This window comes from Thermoactinomyces sp. CICC 10523 (genome assembly GCF_016055105.1).
Lineage (GTDB): Bacteria > Bacillota > Bacilli > Thermoactinomycetales > Thermoactinomycetaceae > Thermoactinomyces_A > Thermoactinomyces_A daqus.
The window spans coordinates 1-18,456 of sequence record NZ_JAECVX010000014.1 but is presented as its reverse complement, the minus strand read 5'-3'; the positions used below and the strand labels follow the sequence as shown (position 1 = coordinate 18,456).

The following is an 18,456-nucleotide window of genomic DNA, read 5'->3' as shown; positions in this document are numbered from 1 at the left end:
AAGGAAAGTTTGAAATAATAGAAGGAAGAATAACTTACTTTAAGGAGAGTGCTAGCATGAGCTTACATAAGGAATGGATTCAATTTCAAGATGGTGATCAAACGTACCGACTGTACACCGCCAGGCCGGCACTGGCTGAAGGCCCGCTCCCGGCGATCATCGTCATTCAGGAAATATGGGGGACTGATGAACACATCCTGGACGTGACTGAGCGTTTTGCTAAAGCAGGTTATTTGGCCGTTTCCCCCGATTTGTTTGCCGAAAATGGACAACGTCCGCCTTCGATGACAAATGAGCGCATCACAAAGGTGAAACAGTTTCTGAATACAATTCCGCCAACGGCCTGGCACAGTCCGGAAAAGCGTGAAGCGGAGTTGAAAAAACTGCCCGAAGCGGTACGCAGCGAAATTGACGAGACGTTTCAAAATGTGTTTGGCAGCCTGGAAAAATTCCCGAAATTCATTGCTCAATTAAAAGCGACGGTTCGGTTCCTTTCTTCCGGGGAATACCGTCTCGTCAAAAAAATCGGATCCGTCGGCTTCTGCATGGGGGGTGCCCTTTCCGCTCTTTTGGCAACGGAAGTTCCGGATTTGGGCGGGGCAGTCATTTTTTACGGCCGCTTTCCGGATGAAGAAAGGATTGCCAAAATTGAATGTCCGGTCATCGGCTTTTTCGGCGAACTGGATAAGAGCATTAATGCCGGTCTGCCACAGTTTGTGGAAAACATGAAAAAAGCGGGGAAATCATTTAACTATAAAGTTTATCCAGGGGCACAACACGCTTTTTTCAATGATACACGCCCCTCTTACCACGCGGATGCCGCCCGCGATGCCTTTGCAAAAACCCTCTCGTTTTTCAATGACGTGCTCGGTCAATAAATTATTCATCCGGCCTGAGGATCATTACCAATCCCAGGCCGGATGCCTTCCCACTCCTTAATCCCGTTCCCGGCTCAGATACTCGCTCGGATAAGGCTCTCCTTCGGGGTGGTGGTTTTTAAATTGGCTCAACCTCCCGTTTTTATGCTCCCCCTTTTGCACCTTTGCCGTTTGCGGATGGTTATTCTCTCCTCTTTTGCCCTGTTTGTTTTCACTCATCGCTAAATCCTCCTTTACTCAGTAATCGACCTCATTTGCTTTCACTGCCGATTCATTTTCATACCACGGATTGATATGCACCAATACTTCCTGCACGTCATCAAAACGCTCCATCACGTTCTTTTTGATGGCACGGGAGATATCGTGCCCTTCCTGAACCGTCATCTCTCCCGGAACGCCGACACGCACATCCACGAGAATATAATGCCCGTGTTCCCGGGCCCGGATCCGGTCAATGCGCTTCACTCCCGGCACGGCGGATATGATCGCGGCAAATTGATCCAATTTTTCCTGGGCCACATTGCGCTCCATCAGGATATCGACCGCTTCCCTCCCCATATGGATGGCCACTTTGAGGATCAACAGAGAAACCACAATACTGGCGAGCGGGTCCCCGTATTCCAGATAGGGAATGCGGGCTTGGCGTCCCAAAAGAGCAAGGCCGATCCCGATCGCCGCAGCCAGAGAGGAATAGACATCTGACAGATGATCATAGGCGGTGGCGATTAATCCTTTGCTGTTTACTTTCCTGCCGATCCGGATGGTGTAAATATATAAGACCAGTTTAAACAGCAATGAAAAAACGGCCGCAATCAACGAGATGGCATGAGCTTTTGGCGGAGGAAGGAACAACGCTTCGATCGACTGATAAATCATCCAGATGGCAGCCAGAAAAAGAATCACCGCCACGATCCCCGAAGCAATCACCTCCGCCTTTCCATGTCCGTAAGGATGTTCACGATCGGCCGGCATGGTTGACACGCGCATGGAACCCAGCGTGGCAGCGGAAGCGACCACATCCGCAGCATTGTGAGCTCCGTCGGCGACTAGCGAGGGACTGCGATACAACCAACCGACCATAAATTTAACCAACGTGAGAAGAATATTGCTGACCAGGCTGACCCATGCGACAGCCATGGGAGATCTCATTCGCTTGTTCACATCATTCACCCATTTATACTCTTTACTTCTTCGCAAAAATTAAACAAAAAATCCCGGTCTCCGGTCGGGGACAATGTTTTCCGACTCCCGACGGAAAGAAAAAAGAGCGGCTCCGTGTCCGCTCTCCCGTTTATTGAAAAAATACTTGGTTGAAGCTTCTCTGTGTAAAGTTGTAAATCCGCCCGCCTTTCCGGTCAAGGAGCTGATTGGATGCGCCCTTCAATCTCCGCATGGAAAGGTTGCGGCAATTGTTTGATATATTGAATCAGAGCATCCAAATCAGTTGGTCCGATCACGACATTTTTCCCGCCGGTGAAAACCGTAAATCTGTCTCCCCCGCTTGCCAGAAAATTGTTGGTCGTGACGGTGTAGGTCTGGTTCAAATCGATCGGTGTACCGTCCGCTCCCGTCATGGAAACGATCCGGTCATCAGCCGGGCGGCTGGGATCCCAACGGTATTTCAAACCGGATATCTGCAACATATGGACGCGGTCGGGATCCTGGAATTGTTGATTGAGCAGTTGCTTGATCTGTTCTCCGGTCAATTCCATTTTCTCCAATTGGTTTCCGAAAGGCTGTGTTGTGTACAAATCGCCCCATGTCACATCCCCGGCAGGCAAATCTGCACGAATCCCCCCCGGGTTCATAAAGGCAAAGTCGGTATTCATGGCCGAACGTTGCGCATCGGCAATCAAGTTGCCCAGCGCCGACTCCCCTGCCTCATTTTGCGTCCGTGTGATGGCGGCAGCTGTCTTCCCGATCACCTGGTTGATCAGCGGACCCACTTTTTTCTCCGCCTCCGCTACCATTTTGGCTACCTGAGGATCGGGTTTGATTCCCTCCTGGTACGTAGTGACGATTTCTCCATGTTTGCTTGTCACATCTTTACTGCGAGGATCAATCGTCAAATCCACATCAGAAAAAGCAGTCCCATAACTGTAAGCTTGTACAATTAATTTTCCGGCAACGGTTCCGTTCAGATAAGTGTGGGTATGACCGGCAAAGATCACATCCACTTCCGGATCGATTTTCCGGGCAATATCTGCAATCGGCCCTTCAATCTTTCCTGTATCCCGGTTTTGATTTCCGCCTTCATGAGCCAGGACGATGATGGTATGAACTCCTTTTTGCTTCAAAACTTTTACCCAGCGATTGACAGCGGTCGCTTCATCGATAAATTCCACATCTTTGACGTGATCCGAAATGACGATCGAGGGAGTCGTCCTGGACACCACCCCGATAAAACCAATCGGTATTCCTTTGACACGTTTGATGGTGTATGGAGGAAGAATGGGTTGATGTGTCTGTTTATCCAAAACATTTGCACAGGTGTAAGGAAAGGAAGCCCCTTCAAAATCCCCGGTTTTCTCATGGTATCCCCCGTAGATCAGCCGCATCATTTCCGGGATGCCCTCGTCGAATTCGTGATTTCCGATGGTTCCTGCATCAAACCCCAAGGCGTTCAGGATCCGGATTGTCGGCTCATCCTGCAAAAGAGCGGATACAGGTGCGCTGGCTCCCACCATATCACCGGCTTGAACCAGCAGTGTATTCGGGTTTTCCTGCTCCCGCTTTTTCAGGTAAGCAGCCAGAACTGCGGCCGTGCCGACGGGTTTGCCGTCCACCATGTTCGTCTTATCCAACTGCCCGTGGAAATCATTGATGCCGAGCAATTGAACATGCAAGGAATGAGGCTCTTTCGCCGGGAATCGGAAAGCGGTCATAAGTGAAATTGAGCCAATGGCCAAAACCATCGACAGCAAAATCCGCCATGTTTTCATTCGCAGCATATTTCTCCCTCCCCTGAATTCATAAAAAATAAGAATAGTTTCATGCATCCATTAATATTTTAAATTAATAAGAAAAGTAAATCAAAATCGCAAATGTGCTAATACATCTTTACTTTGCCGCAGATCGAAAGGTTCAAAAATAAATTGACAGTGCATGAAGAATATGCTAAAATCCAAAAACAGTCAAACAGGAGAAAGGTGGTATTAATCTCAATCATGGGCCATCTGTTTGTATTCTAGGTTCTCTTCAGGCAAAGAGAAGAAGGTGAATGCAGACACTGCTTGCATAAAAGCAACCGGGGATTGGAAAGCGGTCTTCAAACCCTTTCCGATGCTCTCTTTGAATGTGCCCATGTATTGAGATCTTTTGTCCAGTCAGATTCCTCCCTTTCTCGTCCGGAACGGAATCTGCCTGATTAGCCGTGGGTGCAACTGCATTCACGGCTTTTTGCATGAAGAGGCGAAACGAAAAGGAACTGTCATGATTCAAGGATCAAGGGGGAATATCGATGCCCGTTCAATCGACGCAAAACAGTCCCAATCGGTCAGATTTATTGAAAAACCGGTTTGTTCAGGTCATCCTGTTGTCCGGGTTGCTTTTGCAAATTGGCATATGGGTTCGGAATTTCGCGGTATTGTTGTTTGTAATGGACAAAACCCACGGAGATGCGTTTGCCATCTCGATGATCTCTGTGGCCGAATTTGCCCCGATCTTTATCTTTTCATTTATCGGCGGCACTTTCGCCGACCGCTGGCGCCCCAAAAGGACCATGATCTGGTGCGATTTTTTAAGTGCGGCATCCATTTTTGCCGTGTTGCTGACACTCGTGTTTGGCACCTGGAGAGCTGTCTTTTTTGCCACGCTCGTATCGGCGATTTTATCCCAATTTTCCCAGCCGTCAGGGATGAAGCTGTTTAAGATGCATGTGCCCGGCGAACTGATTCAGATGGGAATGTCGATTTACCAAACCATGTTTGCCGTCTTCATGATTCTGGGCCCTGCATTGGGCACCTTCGTTTATCAGCAATGGGGGATCGTCGTGGCGATCGGCATTATGGGAATCTGCTTCCTGCTGTCAGCCTGCGTGCTATTCCTCCTCCCGCCGGACCGCGCGATGGAAGACGGGAATAAAACAGAAACATCCCTGCTCAAGGAAATGATGGATGGTGTTCGGTATGTATTGTCCAAACGGACGCTCACACTACTGGGAGCCTGCTTTCTGGCGGCCGGATTGGCGCTGGGCTTGATCCAGCCGATGGGGATCTTCCTCGTCACGGAACAATTGGGCTTGCCGAAAGAACAACTGCAATGGTTAATGACCGCCAGCGGATTGGGCATGATTCTCGGCGGCGGTGTCGCCATGAGCCAGTCCAAGACGGTTGCGCCCCAGAGATTATTGATGCTGGGCATGCTGATCAGTGCATTGGGCATGGCCGTTTCGGGATGGTCGACCATCTTGTGGCTGACGTTGCTGGTCCAATTTATTTCCGGGCTGGTGTTACCGATGATCCAGATCGGGATCAACACGATGATTTTGCAGAATTCCGATGAATCCTTCGTCGGCCGGGTCAACGGGATTTTGAGTCCCCTCTTCACCGGGGCGATGGTGGTCACCATGAGCATCGCCGGTTCGCTTAAAAACATGTGGTCGGTCGTGGTGATGTATGAAATCGCAGCCATTCTGTTTATCGCAGGTGCACTCACGATTCTCCCCCTCTACCGGCTGCCGGCCAACCCGTCTCCGGAAGGCTCGTCCACGCCGGAAACCAATTGAGAGGGCCCGCATCCGCGGCAACAGAGAATATACAACTTGACGGACTCGGTATTGACTTTATACCGTCCGCCTGTTTACAATGTGCAATGTATTCCAAATCGATATTTTGGGAGGACTATTAAAAAGATGTATCATGTCAGACTGCGATTCCCAACTTTGAACAAGTAATTTCATACGTTCAAAGGCTCTGCTTGTGTTTGCAGAGTAAACGGGATCAGTCTGCCCTTTTTTAAGTCTTCGTTTTTGCATAGAGAAGTCTGATATGAAGAAAGGCAGAGCCGGATCTGCCTTTCTTTTTTAATGTGATAACGGACTTTTCCTGAACAGACGAAGGTTTCTCATCGCTATTTCTCTCTTCAACCCGTACAGGGATAAAGACAGATTCTCCCTTTACTCTCAATCACAGGCAGCCGGTCTGTGATTTTTTCTTTTGAAGGGAAGAGAGTCTGATGAAAAAAGATCGTAAATCCCGCCGGGGGAAAATAACCCGGGGAGAACCTCCCAATTTTCTTGGACAACATTTAATGATTAATAAAAAGTTGCTCAAAGAAATGGTAGAAATGGCGAATATCAGCGAGACAGACACCGTTTTGGAATTGGGGGCCGGAAAAGGAGCATTGACAACCGTCCTCAATCAACGGGCCGGAAAGGTACTGGCGGTAGAATATGATGCCAGGTTTGTCGATGTCCTGAAACGAAAAACAGCGCAAAATCCAAATACCAAAATCATTCATCAAGACATTTTGAAAATTCACCTGCCAAAAAAACCGTTTGTGGTTGTGTCCAATATTCCATATTCCATTACGACGCCTATTTTAAAAATGCTGCTTAACAATCCTTCAAACAGCCTGCAAAGAGGGATCATCGTGATGGAAAAAGGAGCAGCCAAGCGATTCACATCAACATTCATAAAAAACTCCTATGTTTTGGCTTGGAGAATGTGGTTTGATCTCTGTTTCATCAAAGAGATTTCCCGAGAAAATTTTTCTCCTCCGCCAAGCGTCGATTCCGCCATGGTCATGATCACGAGAAAAAAGCAACCCATTATCGCAAAGAAAGACCATTCCGCTTTTTTGGGACTTGCAGACTATGCGCTCAGAGAACCGAAAGCGGCAGTCGAAACCGCGTTAAGAGGCATATTCACACCGACGCAAATGAAGCATCTGAGAAAAAACTTGGGAATCAAAAATGAGACGTCCATCGGGTTTTTAACGGAATCGCAATGGGGGATTCTTTTCAATACCATGACCCGGTATGTTCAGCGTCCGCTCTGGCCAAAAATTAAAAAGAAAAAATAAATACCTCAGCCCAAAAAACAACCGGCTTCTCCTGCTATATGCGGGAAGCCGGCTATTTTCTTGCCCTCTTCTCTCGCAGAACATGCACAAATCAATTTCAATCAGTTGGTAATATTGGAAATTTTACTTTTGGCTTTTGATTTTCACTTTTTTATAATAATCATTGGGTAGTTAATTCTTTTATTTATAAATCAACTAATTTTTATTTAGGAGATGATTACTCATGTGCGGCATTACCGGTTGGATTGATTGGAAAAGGGATCTGTCAAACGAGCGTCCCGTTTTGCAAAAAATGGCCGATGCCATTCGTCACCGCGGGCCGGATGCTGAAGGTTTTTGGTTATCCCCGCGTGCGGCGCTCGCTCATCGTCGTCTGATCGTGATCGACCCTGTTGGCGGTGCGCAGCCGATGCTTTACCGGACCGGAGAGAACACCGTTGCTCTCACCTATAACGGAGAAATCTACAATTTCCGTGAATTGCGCGAGGAGTTGGAAACGCTCGGACATACCTTTCAAACCAAATCGGATACCGAAGTTTTGCTTCACGCCTATCTGGAATGGGGAGAAGATTGCATACGGCGCCTGAACGGAATTTTTGCTTTTGCCATCTGGGATGAGAGAACGCAAAAGCTGTTTTTGGGGCGGGACCATCTCGGCGTGAAACCGCTGTTCTATGCCCAGCGTGACGGCATGGTGCTGTTCGCCTCTGAACTGAAAGCGCTGTTGGCCCATCCGGAGATCCGGCCCGAAGTGGATGCCGACGGTTTGGCGGAAATTTTCGCCCTCGGCCCGATGCGCACCCCGGGAGTCGGTGTTTTTCGCGGAATTAAGGAAGTTCGTGCCGGACATGCCGTTTCCATCACCGAGGAGCAAACCCGGGTTACGCAATATTGGCAATTGAAAAGCAAACCCTTTACCGATGATGTGGAAACTGCAATCGACTATATTCGCCATCTGTTGGAAGATACGGTAAAACGGCAATTGATTTCCGACATGCCAGTCGTTTCCATGCTTTCCGGCGGTTTGGACTCCAGCGGATTGACAGCCATTGCCGCCAAGGAATTCCGCGAGTCAGGCAAAACACTGCATACATACTCAATCGACTTTGTCGGCAGTGATCAGCATTTCCAAAAGGATTTGCTGCATGTGAGTTTGGATGCACCTTATGTTCAGATGGTATCCGACTTTGTCCATTCCCGTCACCATTCGATCGTGTTGAGCCATCTTGACCTGATCGACCATCTCTCCATTCCCACGCGGGCGCGTGACCTCCCGGGAATCGGCGAAATGGAAGCATCTCTCTACCTCCTCTTTCGCGAAATGAAAAAAGAAGCAACCGTCTCTTTATCCGGTGAATCAGCCGATGAAGTGTTCAGCGGTTATCCCTGGTTCCACCAGGAAGCATTTTTAAATTCGGGAACCTTCCCTTGGAATCAGAGCATCGCCTTTTTTGCCGAAGTTTTAAATGAAGACGCAAAGGCGAAAATCAAGCCGCAGGAGTACCGTCAGGCCCGCTATGAAGAAGCGCTCAATGAGTTCGACCGCCTCGACGAAGAATCAGAAATCGCCGCCAAGCAGCGCGAAATGTCCTATCTCTTTATCACCCGTTTTCTCCCGTTTATGCTCGACCGCAAAGACCGCATGAGCATGTACACCGGCTTTGAGGTACGCGTTCCCTTCTGCGACTACAGACTGGTTGAATATTTGTGGAATATGCCTTGGCAAGTGAAAAGTATCGGTGAGATTGAAAAAGGCATCTTGCGCCGCGCCCTCAAAGGCTATCTGCCTGAAGAAGTGCGGTGGCGCAAAAAAAGCGCATATCCGACAGCACAAGACCCCACCTATTACCGCTCGGTGCGCGAATGGATGAAAGAAGTGCTAAATGATCCCAATGCGCCGATCCTGCCGCTGATCAACAAGCAGCTGGTAGACGACATCGTCGAACATAAGTTTTCCGAAGCTCCCTTTGAAGTGGGAAAAATGATGGAATATCTGGTTCAGGTCAACTTCTGGTTGCAAGAATACCGGATCACCCTCGTTTAAAGAACATGCCCCTGCCTCCATTGCGGGAAAGGGGCATCTCTCATTTTTCCAGCAGGGCCAGCCGCACACCCAAAAGAGCATAAACAGCCGCCTTGACATAGCTGATCGATTTGGAACCCATTGATTTTTTCAACAGTTTTTCTCCCGCCATTCCGGAAAAAACAGAGACGAGGGAAAAAATCAGCAAGGCCTGGACAAAAAACAACCCGCCGAGCGTAATCATTTGCAGCGGAATTTTCCCCACAGCGGGAGAAATAAACTGAGGCAGAAACGCGAGAAAGAAAATGGACACCTTGGGATTGAGCACGTTCATCAGTATGCCGCGCTTATACAATGAGAAAAAACTCCTTTTTGGTTCAGTTGCCGATAAGCCCGACCGGCCGGTCTCCTTCAGCGACATCCAGGCCAGATACAAAAGATAGGCAGCCCCGGCATACTTCAGCAACTGAAAGGCAACCGCCGAATGATAGAGCAAAGCGGAAATCCCGACCGCCGCTGCAAAGGTATGGACGATCAAACCTGAACATAATCCAAGGGAAACAGCAATGCCATCCCGTTTTCCCTGGGAGACGCTCTGGGTGATCACAAACAGAAGATCCGGGCCGGGCAAAAGTGTCAGCGTGACCGACGCCATGAGAAAATAGAGGATATTGGCAAGTTCCACTCGCGCTCTCTCCCTTTTTTGTTTTCCTTATCTTTTAGCTGGGGATTTGCAGGAAATCTCCCGCCCACGCAAAAATTAATCATCTACTGCCAATTTTACAATGAATATTTGGTTATTCAAGATCTGATTAAAAAGAACAAATAAGAGAGACCGCGATTCTACGTGGCACCCCGAGAGATTCGCTGGAAGGAAATTTTGTCCTTGTTTTTTTGTTTTTCTATTAAATCCCCTGCAAAATCATATCTTCCTCAAAACAGATTTCGAAATTTCGAGATTCGGTAAGTAATTAAAAATAATGAGCTTGTAATGGAAGGTTAACAAGTTATAGTTGCCAATATCCCCAAATACTCTGACTCATTCTTTTTGAAAATCTTCACGGCTTGTCAGATAATGAATTACAGGTGAATGTTTGGGAAATGTTATCGAGCAAAGTGAGATGGGTTTGGCCATCTCACTTTTATTTTTCTAACGATTATTCGGTCGTGGCTGGCATCTCCATCAAGATTGCTTAAAAAGCATCATCCTGTGGGGGCCGATTCCATTCCTGTATCGTCCCCTTCACTCCTCCAAACCACTAGCAAAAATGGCTTGAAACCAAATGGGGCTTCAAGCCATTTTATCAATCGTCGTTCGCTGCCTCCAGGCCTAAAAGGAGAAGGTATCCGTACAGGAGCCGGTTTATTATTACAAATAGTTGCTATTGTACAGAGTCGATCAGGATTTCTTTAAAATGTTGTGCTGCTTTTGACATATATCGATCTTTAACCCATACAAGCGCAGTATCTGATTTTATGTTAGGTGTAATTTCCGCATATGATAATGTTCCTTTTGGTCTTAAACGAGTCGCCAATTTTGGGACAATGGCAATCCCAACACCGGAGTCTGCCAGTGTCAGCAGTGTCGCAACATCAGGACTTTCGCAAATAATTTTTGGGTTAATGCCAAATGCTTGACAGGCCTCAATAAATTGATTAAAGATCCCTTGCCCGCCTTGTCCGTGTAAAACCATGAGAGGATACTTTTCAAGCTCCTCTATTGCAATCGTTTCCTTTTCGAAAATATTCCAATCCCTTGGTTGAACAGCAACAAGAGGTTCTGCTTGTAAGCGAACCATGGATAAATTTGTGGTTTGTAAGGGCAATCTTATTATGCCAAGCTCAATATCCCTATTCTGCAAGAGTTCCTCGACTCTGTAGGAATCTTCCACCCAAAGGTGAAAGGAAACGAGCGGATACTTTCGCTGAAAAGTTTGGATAGATCTGGGTAAGTAAGATATACAGGACATTACTGTACCTATTAACAGTTTCCCCCGAATACCGGCCCCTTGTTCCCTTACTTCCGATATCATTCCATCAACTGAATTTAAAATTTCCTTTGCTCTATGATAAAAAGTCCATCCGGCCGGAGTAAGATTTAACTTTTTGTTATTGCGTTCAATCAGCGTTACGCCAAGCTCCTCCTCCAGTGCTTTCAATTGCAGGCTAAGAGGAGGTTGAGCGATGTGCAGACGATTCGCAGCGCGTGTAATTTGTCCTTCTTCGACAATCGTTACAAAATAAAGCAGTTTCTTCAAATCCATGGCCAATCGCCTCTATCATATGTAATATATATGATTTGGATATATTATATATATTTTACTTATCTTCGAACTAGTGCTAACGTAAAAAATGTAAGTAACAAACGAAAGGTTATCCAATAGACCTACCATTTTGTAATCAATGTGCATGAGGTGATTTACGGATGGTTTACAGGGACTTGCGTTCGTTCTTGGAAAAGCTCGAAGAAGAAGGACAACTAGTGCGTATTACGCAACAGGTTTATCCTGAACCGGATTTAGGTTCAGCAGCTCGTGCAGTTAACAATCTTGGAGACCAAGCTCCTGCCCTGCTTTTCAACAACATTTTCGGTTATAACAACGGACGAGTGGCATTAAACGTCCATGGTTCATGGCCCAATCATGCTCTGATGATGGGGCTTCCAAAAGACACTCCGGTTAAAGAGCAGTTTCTGGAATTCACACGCCGTTGGAAAAACTATCCCGTTCCGGTCGAAAGAGTTGACACAGCGCCCTTTCACGCCAATCAAGTAACAGAAAATATCAATCTTTTTGACATTCTCCCTTTATTCCGCTTGAATCGTGATGACTCTGGGTGTTTCATTGACAAGGCTTGCGTTATCAGCCGGGACTTAGATGATCCGGATCACTTCGGAAAGCAAAATGTAGGTATTTACAGGTTGCAGGTAAAAGGTAAAGACCGTCTTGGCATTCAGCCGATTCCTACACACGATATTGGCATTCATCTGAGAATTGCTGAAGAACGCGGGGAAAATTTACCGGTAGCCATAGCCATCGGGTGTGACCCTGTCATTACCACGATTGCAGGTTCTCCTCTGACTTATGAGCAGTCCGAATACGAAATGGCCGGTGCCATTCAAGGGGAACCCTACCGAATTGTACGCGCCAAACATTCAAACCTGGATATTCCTTGGGGAGCAGAAGTGGTATTGGAAGGGGAAATCATCGCAGGCTACCGGGAATTGGAAGGTCCGTTCGGGGAGTTTACCGGCAGCTATTCAGATGCCCGTCATCAACCTGTAATCCAGATTAAAGCCATCTACTATCGAGATAATCCCATTTTTGAAAATTTGTATTTGGGAATGTCACCGACTGAAATGGACTTTATAACCAGTATCAACACATGCGTACCCCTTTACCACCAGCTTAAAGAAGCTTTCCCCGAAGTAGAGGCCGTTAATGCCAACTTTACGCAGGGGTTAATAGCCATTATCTCCACTAAGACGCGATTTGGCGGATTTGCCAAAGCCGTGGGCATGCGTGCGATGACCACACCGCATGGATTGGGGTATTGTAAAATCGTCATTGTCGTAGACGATTTTGTCGATCCTTTCAATTTATCTCAAGTCATGTGGGCTTTATCAACCCGAGTCGCGCCCGACAAGGATTTGGTAGTCATTCCAAATGCATCAGTATTATCTCTGGACCCAAGTTCTGAGCCGCCGGGAATAACTCACAAGCTCATTATCGATGCAACTACACCGAAAGCACCGGAGAGTCGGGGAGAAGAATTCGCGCCAATAGTGGAACCACCGCGAGACACCGTAAAATGGGAAAAAATCTTAAAAGAATTAATAAACAAATAAGAGGTGATACACAGTGACTACATGCCCTCGCTGTGATTCGAATGAAACAAAGGTTTTGTGTGAGTCTCCCGTAAAAGGATGCTGGATCATGTACTCATGTCCGGTCTGTACGTTTACGTGGAGATCAACGGAGCCCGAAGCCATTACCAATCCGGAGATGTACAACCCACGATTTAAAGTGGACCCGTCCGACATGGGCAAATATCAGATTCATCCACCCATCGCCCAAAGAAGAAAAAGTTAGTGTTCTCTGACAGGTGATAGAAATGAAACTTATCGTTGCAATGACCGGCGCAACCGGGAGTATCCTCGGGATCAGATTGTTGGAGGCCTTAAAGGAATCCGGAGTGGAGACGCATTTGGTCATGTCGGAATGGGCCGAAAAAACAATGCAGATTGAAACATCTTACCGGCCCGATGAAGTAAAAAAGCTGGCTTCATACGTGTACGAGCCACATAACCAAGCATCGCGAATTTCAAGCGGCTCCTTTCGTGTCGATGGAATGGTCATTTCACCTTGCAGCATGAAAACACTCGCGGCCATCCGGATAGGGTTTGCAGACAGTTTAATTCCAAGGGCAGCAGATGTCATTTTAAAGGAGCAAAAAAAGCTGGTCATTCTTCCTCGTGAATTACCATTCAACAGGATACATCTTGAAAACATGCTGAGCCTTTCGAATGCTGGCGCTGTCATTTTACCGCCGATGCTTACGTTTTATAATAAACCTTCTACACTCGACGATGCCATCAATCATGTTGTTGCACGGACCATGGATCAGTTCGGAATTGAAAATCAGTTAACAAAAAGATGGCTCTCTCAATAGCAAAAATAAACGGGTGAAGGAGTATTTCCTTCCCCCGAATACCTAGCTCAAGCATTAGTCTCAAGTTACCGTCTGCATTGAGAAGATTCACATTACCATGGATCAACGGATACCAAAATTGGCCGTCACTACCTCTACTCTTATTATCATGCGCCCTCGCTGATCTTAGCGAGGGTTTTATTAATATTATGATAGTGATTCTGAGAAAAAAGTGAGGGGTTTTTTCCATGAAAAAATGCGTAAACAAGGGGGAACCTATCCCAAAAAGATCAGAGAGAGATTCCTCCCACTTGGATTAATCAGCTTCTCAATAAATTGGCATGTCAAATTGCCTTTGCCAGGTAATCGGCGAGCTGGTCAAAGGTTCCGGCAAAGCCTTGCTTCATTGATTCGATTCCTGCCTCATAGGTCTTACGCTCTTCCTCTGTCGCGTTTACAGGACCCCCTCGAAGGGTGATCGTGGTTTTGCCTCCATTCTCAAATAACGTCAGCGTATTTAATACTTCCAGCGGCCAGGTCGGGCTAAACGGGGCACGGACCGCATTGCCTTCCACATCGGAAAAGGAATTGATGAAGACAATCCTCTCCGGCGCAACGATTTCACGATAAACAAACTTGCCCCACATTTCATTCCCGTCAGGAGATGTCATGCTGTAGTGAAAGACGCCACCCGGGCGGAGATCTAACTTGGAGACACCAAATGTGAAGCCTTTCGGCCCCCACCAGTGCTTCAGGTGCTCAGGCTCAGTCCACATCTTGAACACAAAATCACGTGGCGCATCGAATGTACGTGTGATAACGAGCTCACTCTCTGTGATGTTGTTTGTTGCATTTTTTTCATTCATTTCCATTCCTCCATTTTCGAATTGGGCAGTACCTAAGCTCCCCCTTGGCAGGACTACTTCTCTTCGCGATGGATCACTTCCTTTCTTTGCAGATCAGGAAATCATCCAAGCGGTCGAAGAAAGAGACCATTTCTCGCTCTTCCTCATTCACCCGCTCTCAATCCTTCCTTTCGAATCGCTTCACCCTCTTAAGCCGGACAGCGCTTCACCTTCATCCTGGATTGACCGGTTCTCTCCTCCTTTCCCCGAATTATCAAAGTCGGAACTCAGTCATTTCTTTTACATGGAAATAGCATATTTTGGGGTTGATCAATGACTGGAAAAGAGATTAAGTTCCATTTCCATTATGTTTATCAGTACTTTTCTTAAGGATTTTCACCGAGGCTACCAATTCACCTTGTTCGTTATGCAAACACCTGCGAAAAAAGTTCACACTTTTCCGCTGCATGAATTTGTCTATCACCCACTAGCGGGCTCATCTAGATGGTCCCGTTCGGAAGAGAAAACATCTTATGCCTTTTCGTAATGGAACCCAACCGTTCTCAACATCTCCCCCCCAAATAGTCCATATAAATTGAAAAAATCCAAATGCCCTCAGTACCCCCTAAACAAAAAATCTGTCAACCTTGACCTGTTTTTTATGTTCGGAAGGTTGACAGACTCTCTGTTTTAATCTATTGATTGCTTTGTTTGTTAAAAGCATAGGCAAGGGAGAAAATATTACTGATTAAGGTCATTCGGAAGTTAGAGATCGTCAAGAATTTGTAATCATTAAGAACATTCATTTCTTCTTTGTCGAGATTAGCACCATAGACGAGGAGAGGAATCTCATCCTTCCTTTCTATGAGCAACTTTGCAATGGCGATTAATTCTTGGTCCATCGATCCATCTGCTGGCTTGACATAACGGTAAATAAGGATATCGATTTCATGATTTTCAAGCGCTTGTCGCAATTGATCACGGTCAAACAATGCCACTTTAATATGCTTAATTCCACGCCGACGGATCAGATCGACTTCTTCTGTTTTCATTTTTTCAATCTCTGCTCCAGGTCCCATGACCCAAATTCGTGAAGAAGTAAATGTTTTTTCATTCTCGATATTCTTTTTCAGCGCAACCAAATCTTGTTCAGTTTCACGAGTAAATTGTTCTAACATATCCTGATACTGCTTTTCCATCTGCGATTTCACTTTTGCCATCTGATGTTGGTAACCTTCAAGGGCCAATGCCAGTTCGTTTTTCACTTGTTTTTCAAGGGTTCGTTTTTCTTCTTCTAAGCGTTCTTTAAACTTATTATTTAGCTCTTTTTTGGTTTGATTTAATTCGGACTCCATCAGCTTTCTTAAATCGTTTTTTGTCTGACCGATACTAAAATAAATGATGGCAACTCCAGCGCCTAACAACGCGGTTTGCAAAACCAAAAAGAACTGAAACAATGTAAATAACGAGTCCCGCTCTTTCTGCACCGAATCCTGAAAACTGGTCATTTCCGCCTGTACATGATCTCGATAATTCTTTACTTCATCCTCAAGATCTTTTAAAAACTCGCGATGATCTTCCAAATCGGCAACACGACTGTTCAATTCATCCAGTGTAGGAGTCTTCTCCGGTTGCTTAGAATCTTCTGCATAAGCCAGAACAGGAAGACTTAGCAGAAAAAACAAGCAGATCAATCCCCCTACCCCATGCCGCCATTTCATATAATTACCTCCTCATCCGTACAACAAGATCCAAGCAGCAGTTTATTTTCCTTACATACTATCCATTGTAGGGAAAGAATCAATCTTTGAAAAGAATAAAAAATTTCTCGATATTTTAATAGGGAATCAGAAATAAGAATTAAAGAAAGGCAATGTCTGTCAACCTCCCGGTGATGAAAACTGAGGAGGGGTTGACAGACTTTTTATTTTATATCGGCTAAGGGTTGTTATTCAGCAAAAAAACTTTACAGAATACATAACCGATGAGGTAATCATGATCAACTACTTAGACCAATCAAATGGGAGGGAAAAGGGTCCCTGACCATCGATGAATATCTCCGCTCCGTCTGGCTCTTAGAGAAATAGTATACGGACACTAATGATGACGATTTCATCCCAAAGATATTCACAACCTTGGATGTCCAGGATTGGAAGCAACACATGCAAACCAATGAGAAATTGAGATCAGCCGCCATCAATAAAACGAATCTCCTCCCTCGTGAGGAAAACCGCCTAATGGAAAACCATTTTTTATAAAATTTATTTTAAAAAAAATATCATTTAGTATAATAGCTTGGTAAAAATCAATCAACAGGAGGGGTGTTTATGGATTCTTCCATAATGGCTTACCGTTCCGCCAACAAACGGAGCAAAGCGCTTCGCATCAGTCTGTATGCCTTTATCATCATTAATATTTTGTATCTGTTTGGATCAGTGAAGGAAATCAGTTCGTACTCCGGTTTTCCAAAAAACGCGGTTCCCAGTGCTGATGAGGTCCTGAGCGCGTCGTTTTTGACATCGCTGTCGGCCGTGTTGTATCTCATCTGTTTCATCGTCACCATCATCCTTTGGTGTTTATGGATTCGTCGTACATATCAAAATCTTTATGCGATGGGGATTCAAGGTCTCCGGCAAACTCCCGGGTGGACGGTTGGCTGGTATTTTATTCCCGTCGCCCTCATCTGGAAACCGTACGAAGGAATGAAAGATGCCTGGAATGCCTGTTCTGTTTCTGCCCCTCCATCCGGGACCAGCCTGCAAAAGTTGGCAGCTCCGTCAATCATAAAAATTTGGTGGATGCTTTGGGTGTTTTCCTCCATTTTGAGCAGATCGTCCTCCCGATTCGAGTCACGGGCGCATACGGCAGGGGAATTAACCAGTGCAGCCGTTATCGCCATTATCAATGCATTGGTCGACATCGTGCTTACGATTGTGGCTATTCAACTCGTGAAAAAACTGACGGAGAGGCAGGAAGAAAAATACCACTCTTTGGCGCCGCAACCCGCTTCGATTCCGGAAACAGAAACAAGTTCTTCTTTTACCTTCAAACAACCAGAGACCAACAATGCCGGCTCCGATTTCGGTTGATATTAACAAATGGCAAAGGCCCATTCCCGCAAAATTGGGATTGGGCCTTACTTACGTCCAGATGCGGCAGCGGATCTCCAGAAAGGAATAGATGACACTGCTCGTCACCAACCTGTCCGGTTCCACATCCAGTAAAATCACTTTTTTCCATCTTGTCAGTGCCTTTTTCCGTTCGGACATGTCCAAGATACATGCAACATCTACGGTCGTTCACTTTACCCCTTGATTTTATTGGGTTTATCCGTGCTTTTCCGAACAATCCTTGGACGATGTAATAGATCGCCCAACTTTCATTCAACTAAACTCCCAATACCTCTTGTTCCGCTTCAAGATTGAACAACTTTCAATACTATGATGGATTCAACTAAACCGGAGGTGAACTTGTGGACGTTTACGCCCGCAGCGAATTTCAATACCAAAATGGATGCAACTAAACGCGGGAAGCGGACCGGGAGATCAAAGAAGGGGAAGCCAGTGGACAGGAATTTGATTACAGTTAAAAAATCCAATCATTTTTATGTCCAAATCAAGTGAAGACATCATTGGATGAACAAAAACAGAGTAAAAGTCGAACGAAGAATCGAGGAGATTTTAAAGATCGCCAAGCAAGAACAAATGCCACCACTTCATACGAATACTCATTTGTGCTGTAAATGTGCCTATTTTGGTTTTTAATATGGAGGAAGGGAATATCAAAACAATTTTTCTATATCACATGCAATGGAAGTCTGAGACGGATGCATAACACAGTGTCATTTGAACATGAAGATGGCCACATCTATTTAGGGCGTGTCCGGTGAATATTCTAAGATTCCATGATAAAATGGAAATTAACATAATATTTCGTAAAGGGACATCTATGATGAGACGGCGATACGAAATTACGGATGAAGCTTGGGAAAAGATTGCTCCATTGTTACCCTCAAACGGTAAGCGTGGAGGTCAAT

16 protein-coding genes are annotated in these 18,456 nt (G+C 45.9%); 9 read left to right on the top strand and 7 right to left on the bottom strand.

What is annotated here, in order from left to right; translation table 11 throughout:
* Positions 1–56 precede the first annotated feature (56 nt).
* Positions 57–878, top strand: a complete 822-nt coding sequence (locus I8U19_RS14795; RefSeq protein ID WP_198056372.1) for a dienelactone hydrolase family protein — start codon at positions 57–59, stop codon at positions 876–878.
* A gap of 57 nt (positions 879–935) precedes the next feature.
* On the opposite strand, the gene I8U19_RS14790 is transcribed toward I8U19_RS14795, so the two are convergent.
* The 3 genes from I8U19_RS14790 to I8U19_RS14780 all read right to left on the bottom strand — a co-directional run bounded on the left by I8U19_RS14790 (position 936) and on the right by I8U19_RS14780 (position 3,829).
* Positions 936–1,097, bottom strand: coding sequence for a hypothetical protein (locus I8U19_RS14790; RefSeq protein ID WP_160173932.1), 162 nt, complete (start codon positions 1,095–1,097; stop codon positions 936–938).
* An 18-nt stretch (positions 1,098–1,115) separates the two neighbouring features.
* Positions 1,116–2,039 carry a cation diffusion facilitator family transporter gene (locus tag I8U19_RS14785; protein ID WP_370589798.1) on the bottom strand — a complete coding sequence of 308 codons (924 nt, stop codon included), beginning with the start codon at positions 2,037–2,039 and terminating at the stop codon, positions 1,116–1,118.
* Positions 2,040–2,233: 194 nt separating this feature from the next.
* Positions 2,234–3,829: a bifunctional metallophosphatase/5'-nucleotidase gene (locus tag I8U19_RS14780; protein WP_198056371.1), complete on the bottom strand. Its 1,596-nt coding sequence runs from the start codon at positions 3,827–3,829 to the stop codon at positions 2,234–2,236.
* Positions 3,830–4,338: 509 nt separating this feature from the next.
* Between I8U19_RS14780 and I8U19_RS14775 the strand changes: the two genes are divergently transcribed.
* From I8U19_RS14775 to asnB, 3 genes are all read left to right on the top strand, one after another.
* Positions 4,339–5,604 (top strand): MFS transporter, encoded by a 1,266-nt coding sequence (locus I8U19_RS14775; protein ID WP_198056370.1) that lies wholly within the window; start codon positions 4,339–4,341, stop codon positions 5,602–5,604.
* A gap of 446 nt (positions 5,605–6,050) precedes the next feature.
* Complete coding sequence (gene erm / locus I8U19_RS14770) at positions 6,051–6,902, top strand: 23S ribosomal RNA methyltransferase Erm (protein ID WP_198056403.1); 852 nt, start codon at positions 6,051–6,053, stop codon at positions 6,900–6,902.
* Positions 6,903–7,125: 223 nt separating this feature from the next.
* The gene (gene asnB, locus I8U19_RS14765; protein WP_198056369.1) at positions 7,126–8,946 is read left to right on the top strand and encodes an asparagine synthase (glutamine-hydrolyzing); all 1,821 of its coding nucleotides are present in this window, start codon (positions 7,126–7,128) and stop codon (positions 8,944–8,946) included.
* A gap of 40 nt (positions 8,947–8,986) precedes the next feature.
* On the opposite strand, the gene I8U19_RS14760 is transcribed toward asnB, so the two are convergent.
* Both I8U19_RS14760 and I8U19_RS14755 read right to left on the bottom strand, forming a co-directional pair.
* Entirely contained in the window at positions 8,987–9,610 is a 624-nt protein-coding gene (locus I8U19_RS14760; protein WP_033102297.1) for a LysE family translocator, read from the bottom strand.
* A gap of 697 nt (positions 9,611–10,307) precedes the next feature.
* Positions 10,308–11,189 (bottom strand): LysR family transcriptional regulator, encoded by an 882-nt coding sequence (locus I8U19_RS14755; protein ID WP_198056368.1) that lies wholly within the window; start codon positions 11,187–11,189, stop codon positions 10,308–10,310.
* A gap of 161 nt (positions 11,190–11,350) precedes the next feature.
* Here I8U19_RS14755 and I8U19_RS14750 point away from each other — a divergent pair, with 161 nt between their 5' ends.
* The 3 genes from I8U19_RS14750 to I8U19_RS14740 are packed head-to-tail and all read left to right on the top strand — an operon-like array spanning position 11,351 to position 13,596.
* Entirely contained in the window at positions 11,351–12,772 is a 1,422-nt protein-coding gene (locus I8U19_RS14750; protein ID WP_198056367.1) for a non-oxidative hydroxyarylic acid decarboxylases subunit C, read from the top strand.
* Between the two features lie 13 nt (positions 12,773–12,785).
* Entirely contained in the window at positions 12,786–13,016 is a 231-nt protein-coding gene (locus I8U19_RS14745; RefSeq protein ID WP_198056366.1) for a non-oxidative hydroxyarylic acid decarboxylases subunit D, read from the top strand.
* A gap of 22 nt (positions 13,017–13,038) precedes the next feature.
* The gene (locus I8U19_RS14740; RefSeq protein ID WP_198056365.1) at positions 13,039–13,596 is read left to right on the top strand and encodes a UbiX family flavin prenyltransferase; all 558 of its coding nucleotides are present in this window, start codon (positions 13,039–13,041) and stop codon (positions 13,594–13,596) included.
* 323 nt (positions 13,597–13,919) lie between these two features.
* Here I8U19_RS14740 and I8U19_RS14735 read toward each other — a convergent pair whose 3' ends face one another.
* Positions 13,920–14,441, bottom strand: a complete 522-nt coding sequence (locus tag I8U19_RS14735) for an SRPBCC domain-containing protein (protein WP_198056364.1) — start codon at positions 14,439–14,441, stop codon at positions 13,920–13,922.
* Positions 14,442–15,115: 674 nt separating this feature from the next.
* Positions 15,116–16,141: a hypothetical protein gene (locus I8U19_RS14730; RefSeq protein ID WP_198056363.1), complete on the bottom strand. Its 1,026-nt coding sequence runs from the start codon at positions 16,139–16,141 to the stop codon at positions 15,116–15,118.
* A gap of 606 nt (positions 16,142–16,747) precedes the next feature.
* Here I8U19_RS14730 and I8U19_RS14725 point away from each other — a divergent pair.
* Positions 16,748–17,509, top strand: coding sequence for a DUF4328 domain-containing protein (locus I8U19_RS14725; RefSeq protein WP_198056362.1), 762 nt, complete (start codon positions 16,748–16,750; stop codon positions 17,507–17,509).
* Positions 17,510–18,055: 546 nt separating this feature from the next.
* Positions 18,056–18,184, top strand: a complete 129-nt coding sequence (locus tag I8U19_RS17750; RefSeq protein WP_152568638.1) for a Dna2/Cas4 domain-containing protein — start codon at positions 18,056–18,058, stop codon at positions 18,182–18,184.
* The last annotated feature ends 272 nt before the right edge of the window (positions 18,185–18,456 follow it).

Excerpts from the sequence above, each read along its gene's own strand:
- I8U19_RS14795 (WP_198056372.1), top strand. The coding sequence starts at position 57 with ATGAGCTTACATAAGGAATGGATTCAATTTCAAGATGGTGATCAAACG.
- I8U19_RS14790 (WP_160173932.1), bottom strand. The coding sequence starts at position 1,097 with ATGAGTGAAAACAAACAGGGCAAAAGAGGAGAGAATAACCATCCGCAA.
- I8U19_RS14780 (WP_198056371.1), bottom strand. The coding sequence starts at position 3,829 with ATGCTGCGAATGAAAACATGGCGGATTTTGCTGTCGATGGTTTTGGCC.
- I8U19_RS14775 (WP_198056370.1), top strand. The coding sequence starts at position 4,339 with ATGCCCGTTCAATCGACGCAAAACAGTCCCAATCGGTCAGATTTATTG.
- asnB (WP_198056369.1), top strand. The coding sequence starts at position 7,126 with ATGTGCGGCATTACCGGTTGGATTGATTGGAAAAGGGATCTGTCAAAC.
- I8U19_RS14755 (WP_198056368.1), bottom strand. The coding sequence starts at position 11,189 with ATGGATTTGAAGAAACTGCTTTATTTTGTAACGATTGTCGAAGAAGGA.
- I8U19_RS14750 (WP_198056367.1), top strand. The coding sequence starts at position 11,351 with ATGGTTTACAGGGACTTGCGTTCGTTCTTGGAAAAGCTCGAAGAAGAA.
- I8U19_RS14740 (WP_198056365.1), top strand. The coding sequence starts at position 13,039 with ATGAAACTTATCGTTGCAATGACCGGCGCAACCGGGAGTATCCTCGGG.
- I8U19_RS14735 (WP_198056364.1), bottom strand. The coding sequence starts at position 14,441 with ATGAATGAAAAAAATGCAACAAACAACATCACAGAGAGTGAGCTCGTT.
- I8U19_RS14730 (WP_198056363.1), bottom strand. The coding sequence starts at position 16,141 with ATGAAATGGCGGCATGGGGTAGGGGGATTGATCTGCTTGTTTTTTCTG.
- I8U19_RS14725 (WP_198056362.1), top strand. The coding sequence starts at position 16,748 with ATGGATTCTTCCATAATGGCTTACCGTTCCGCCAACAAACGGAGCAAA.
- I8U19_RS17750 (WP_152568638.1), top strand. The coding sequence starts at position 18,056 with ATGAACAAAAACAGAGTAAAAGTCGAACGAAGAATCGAGGAGATTTTA.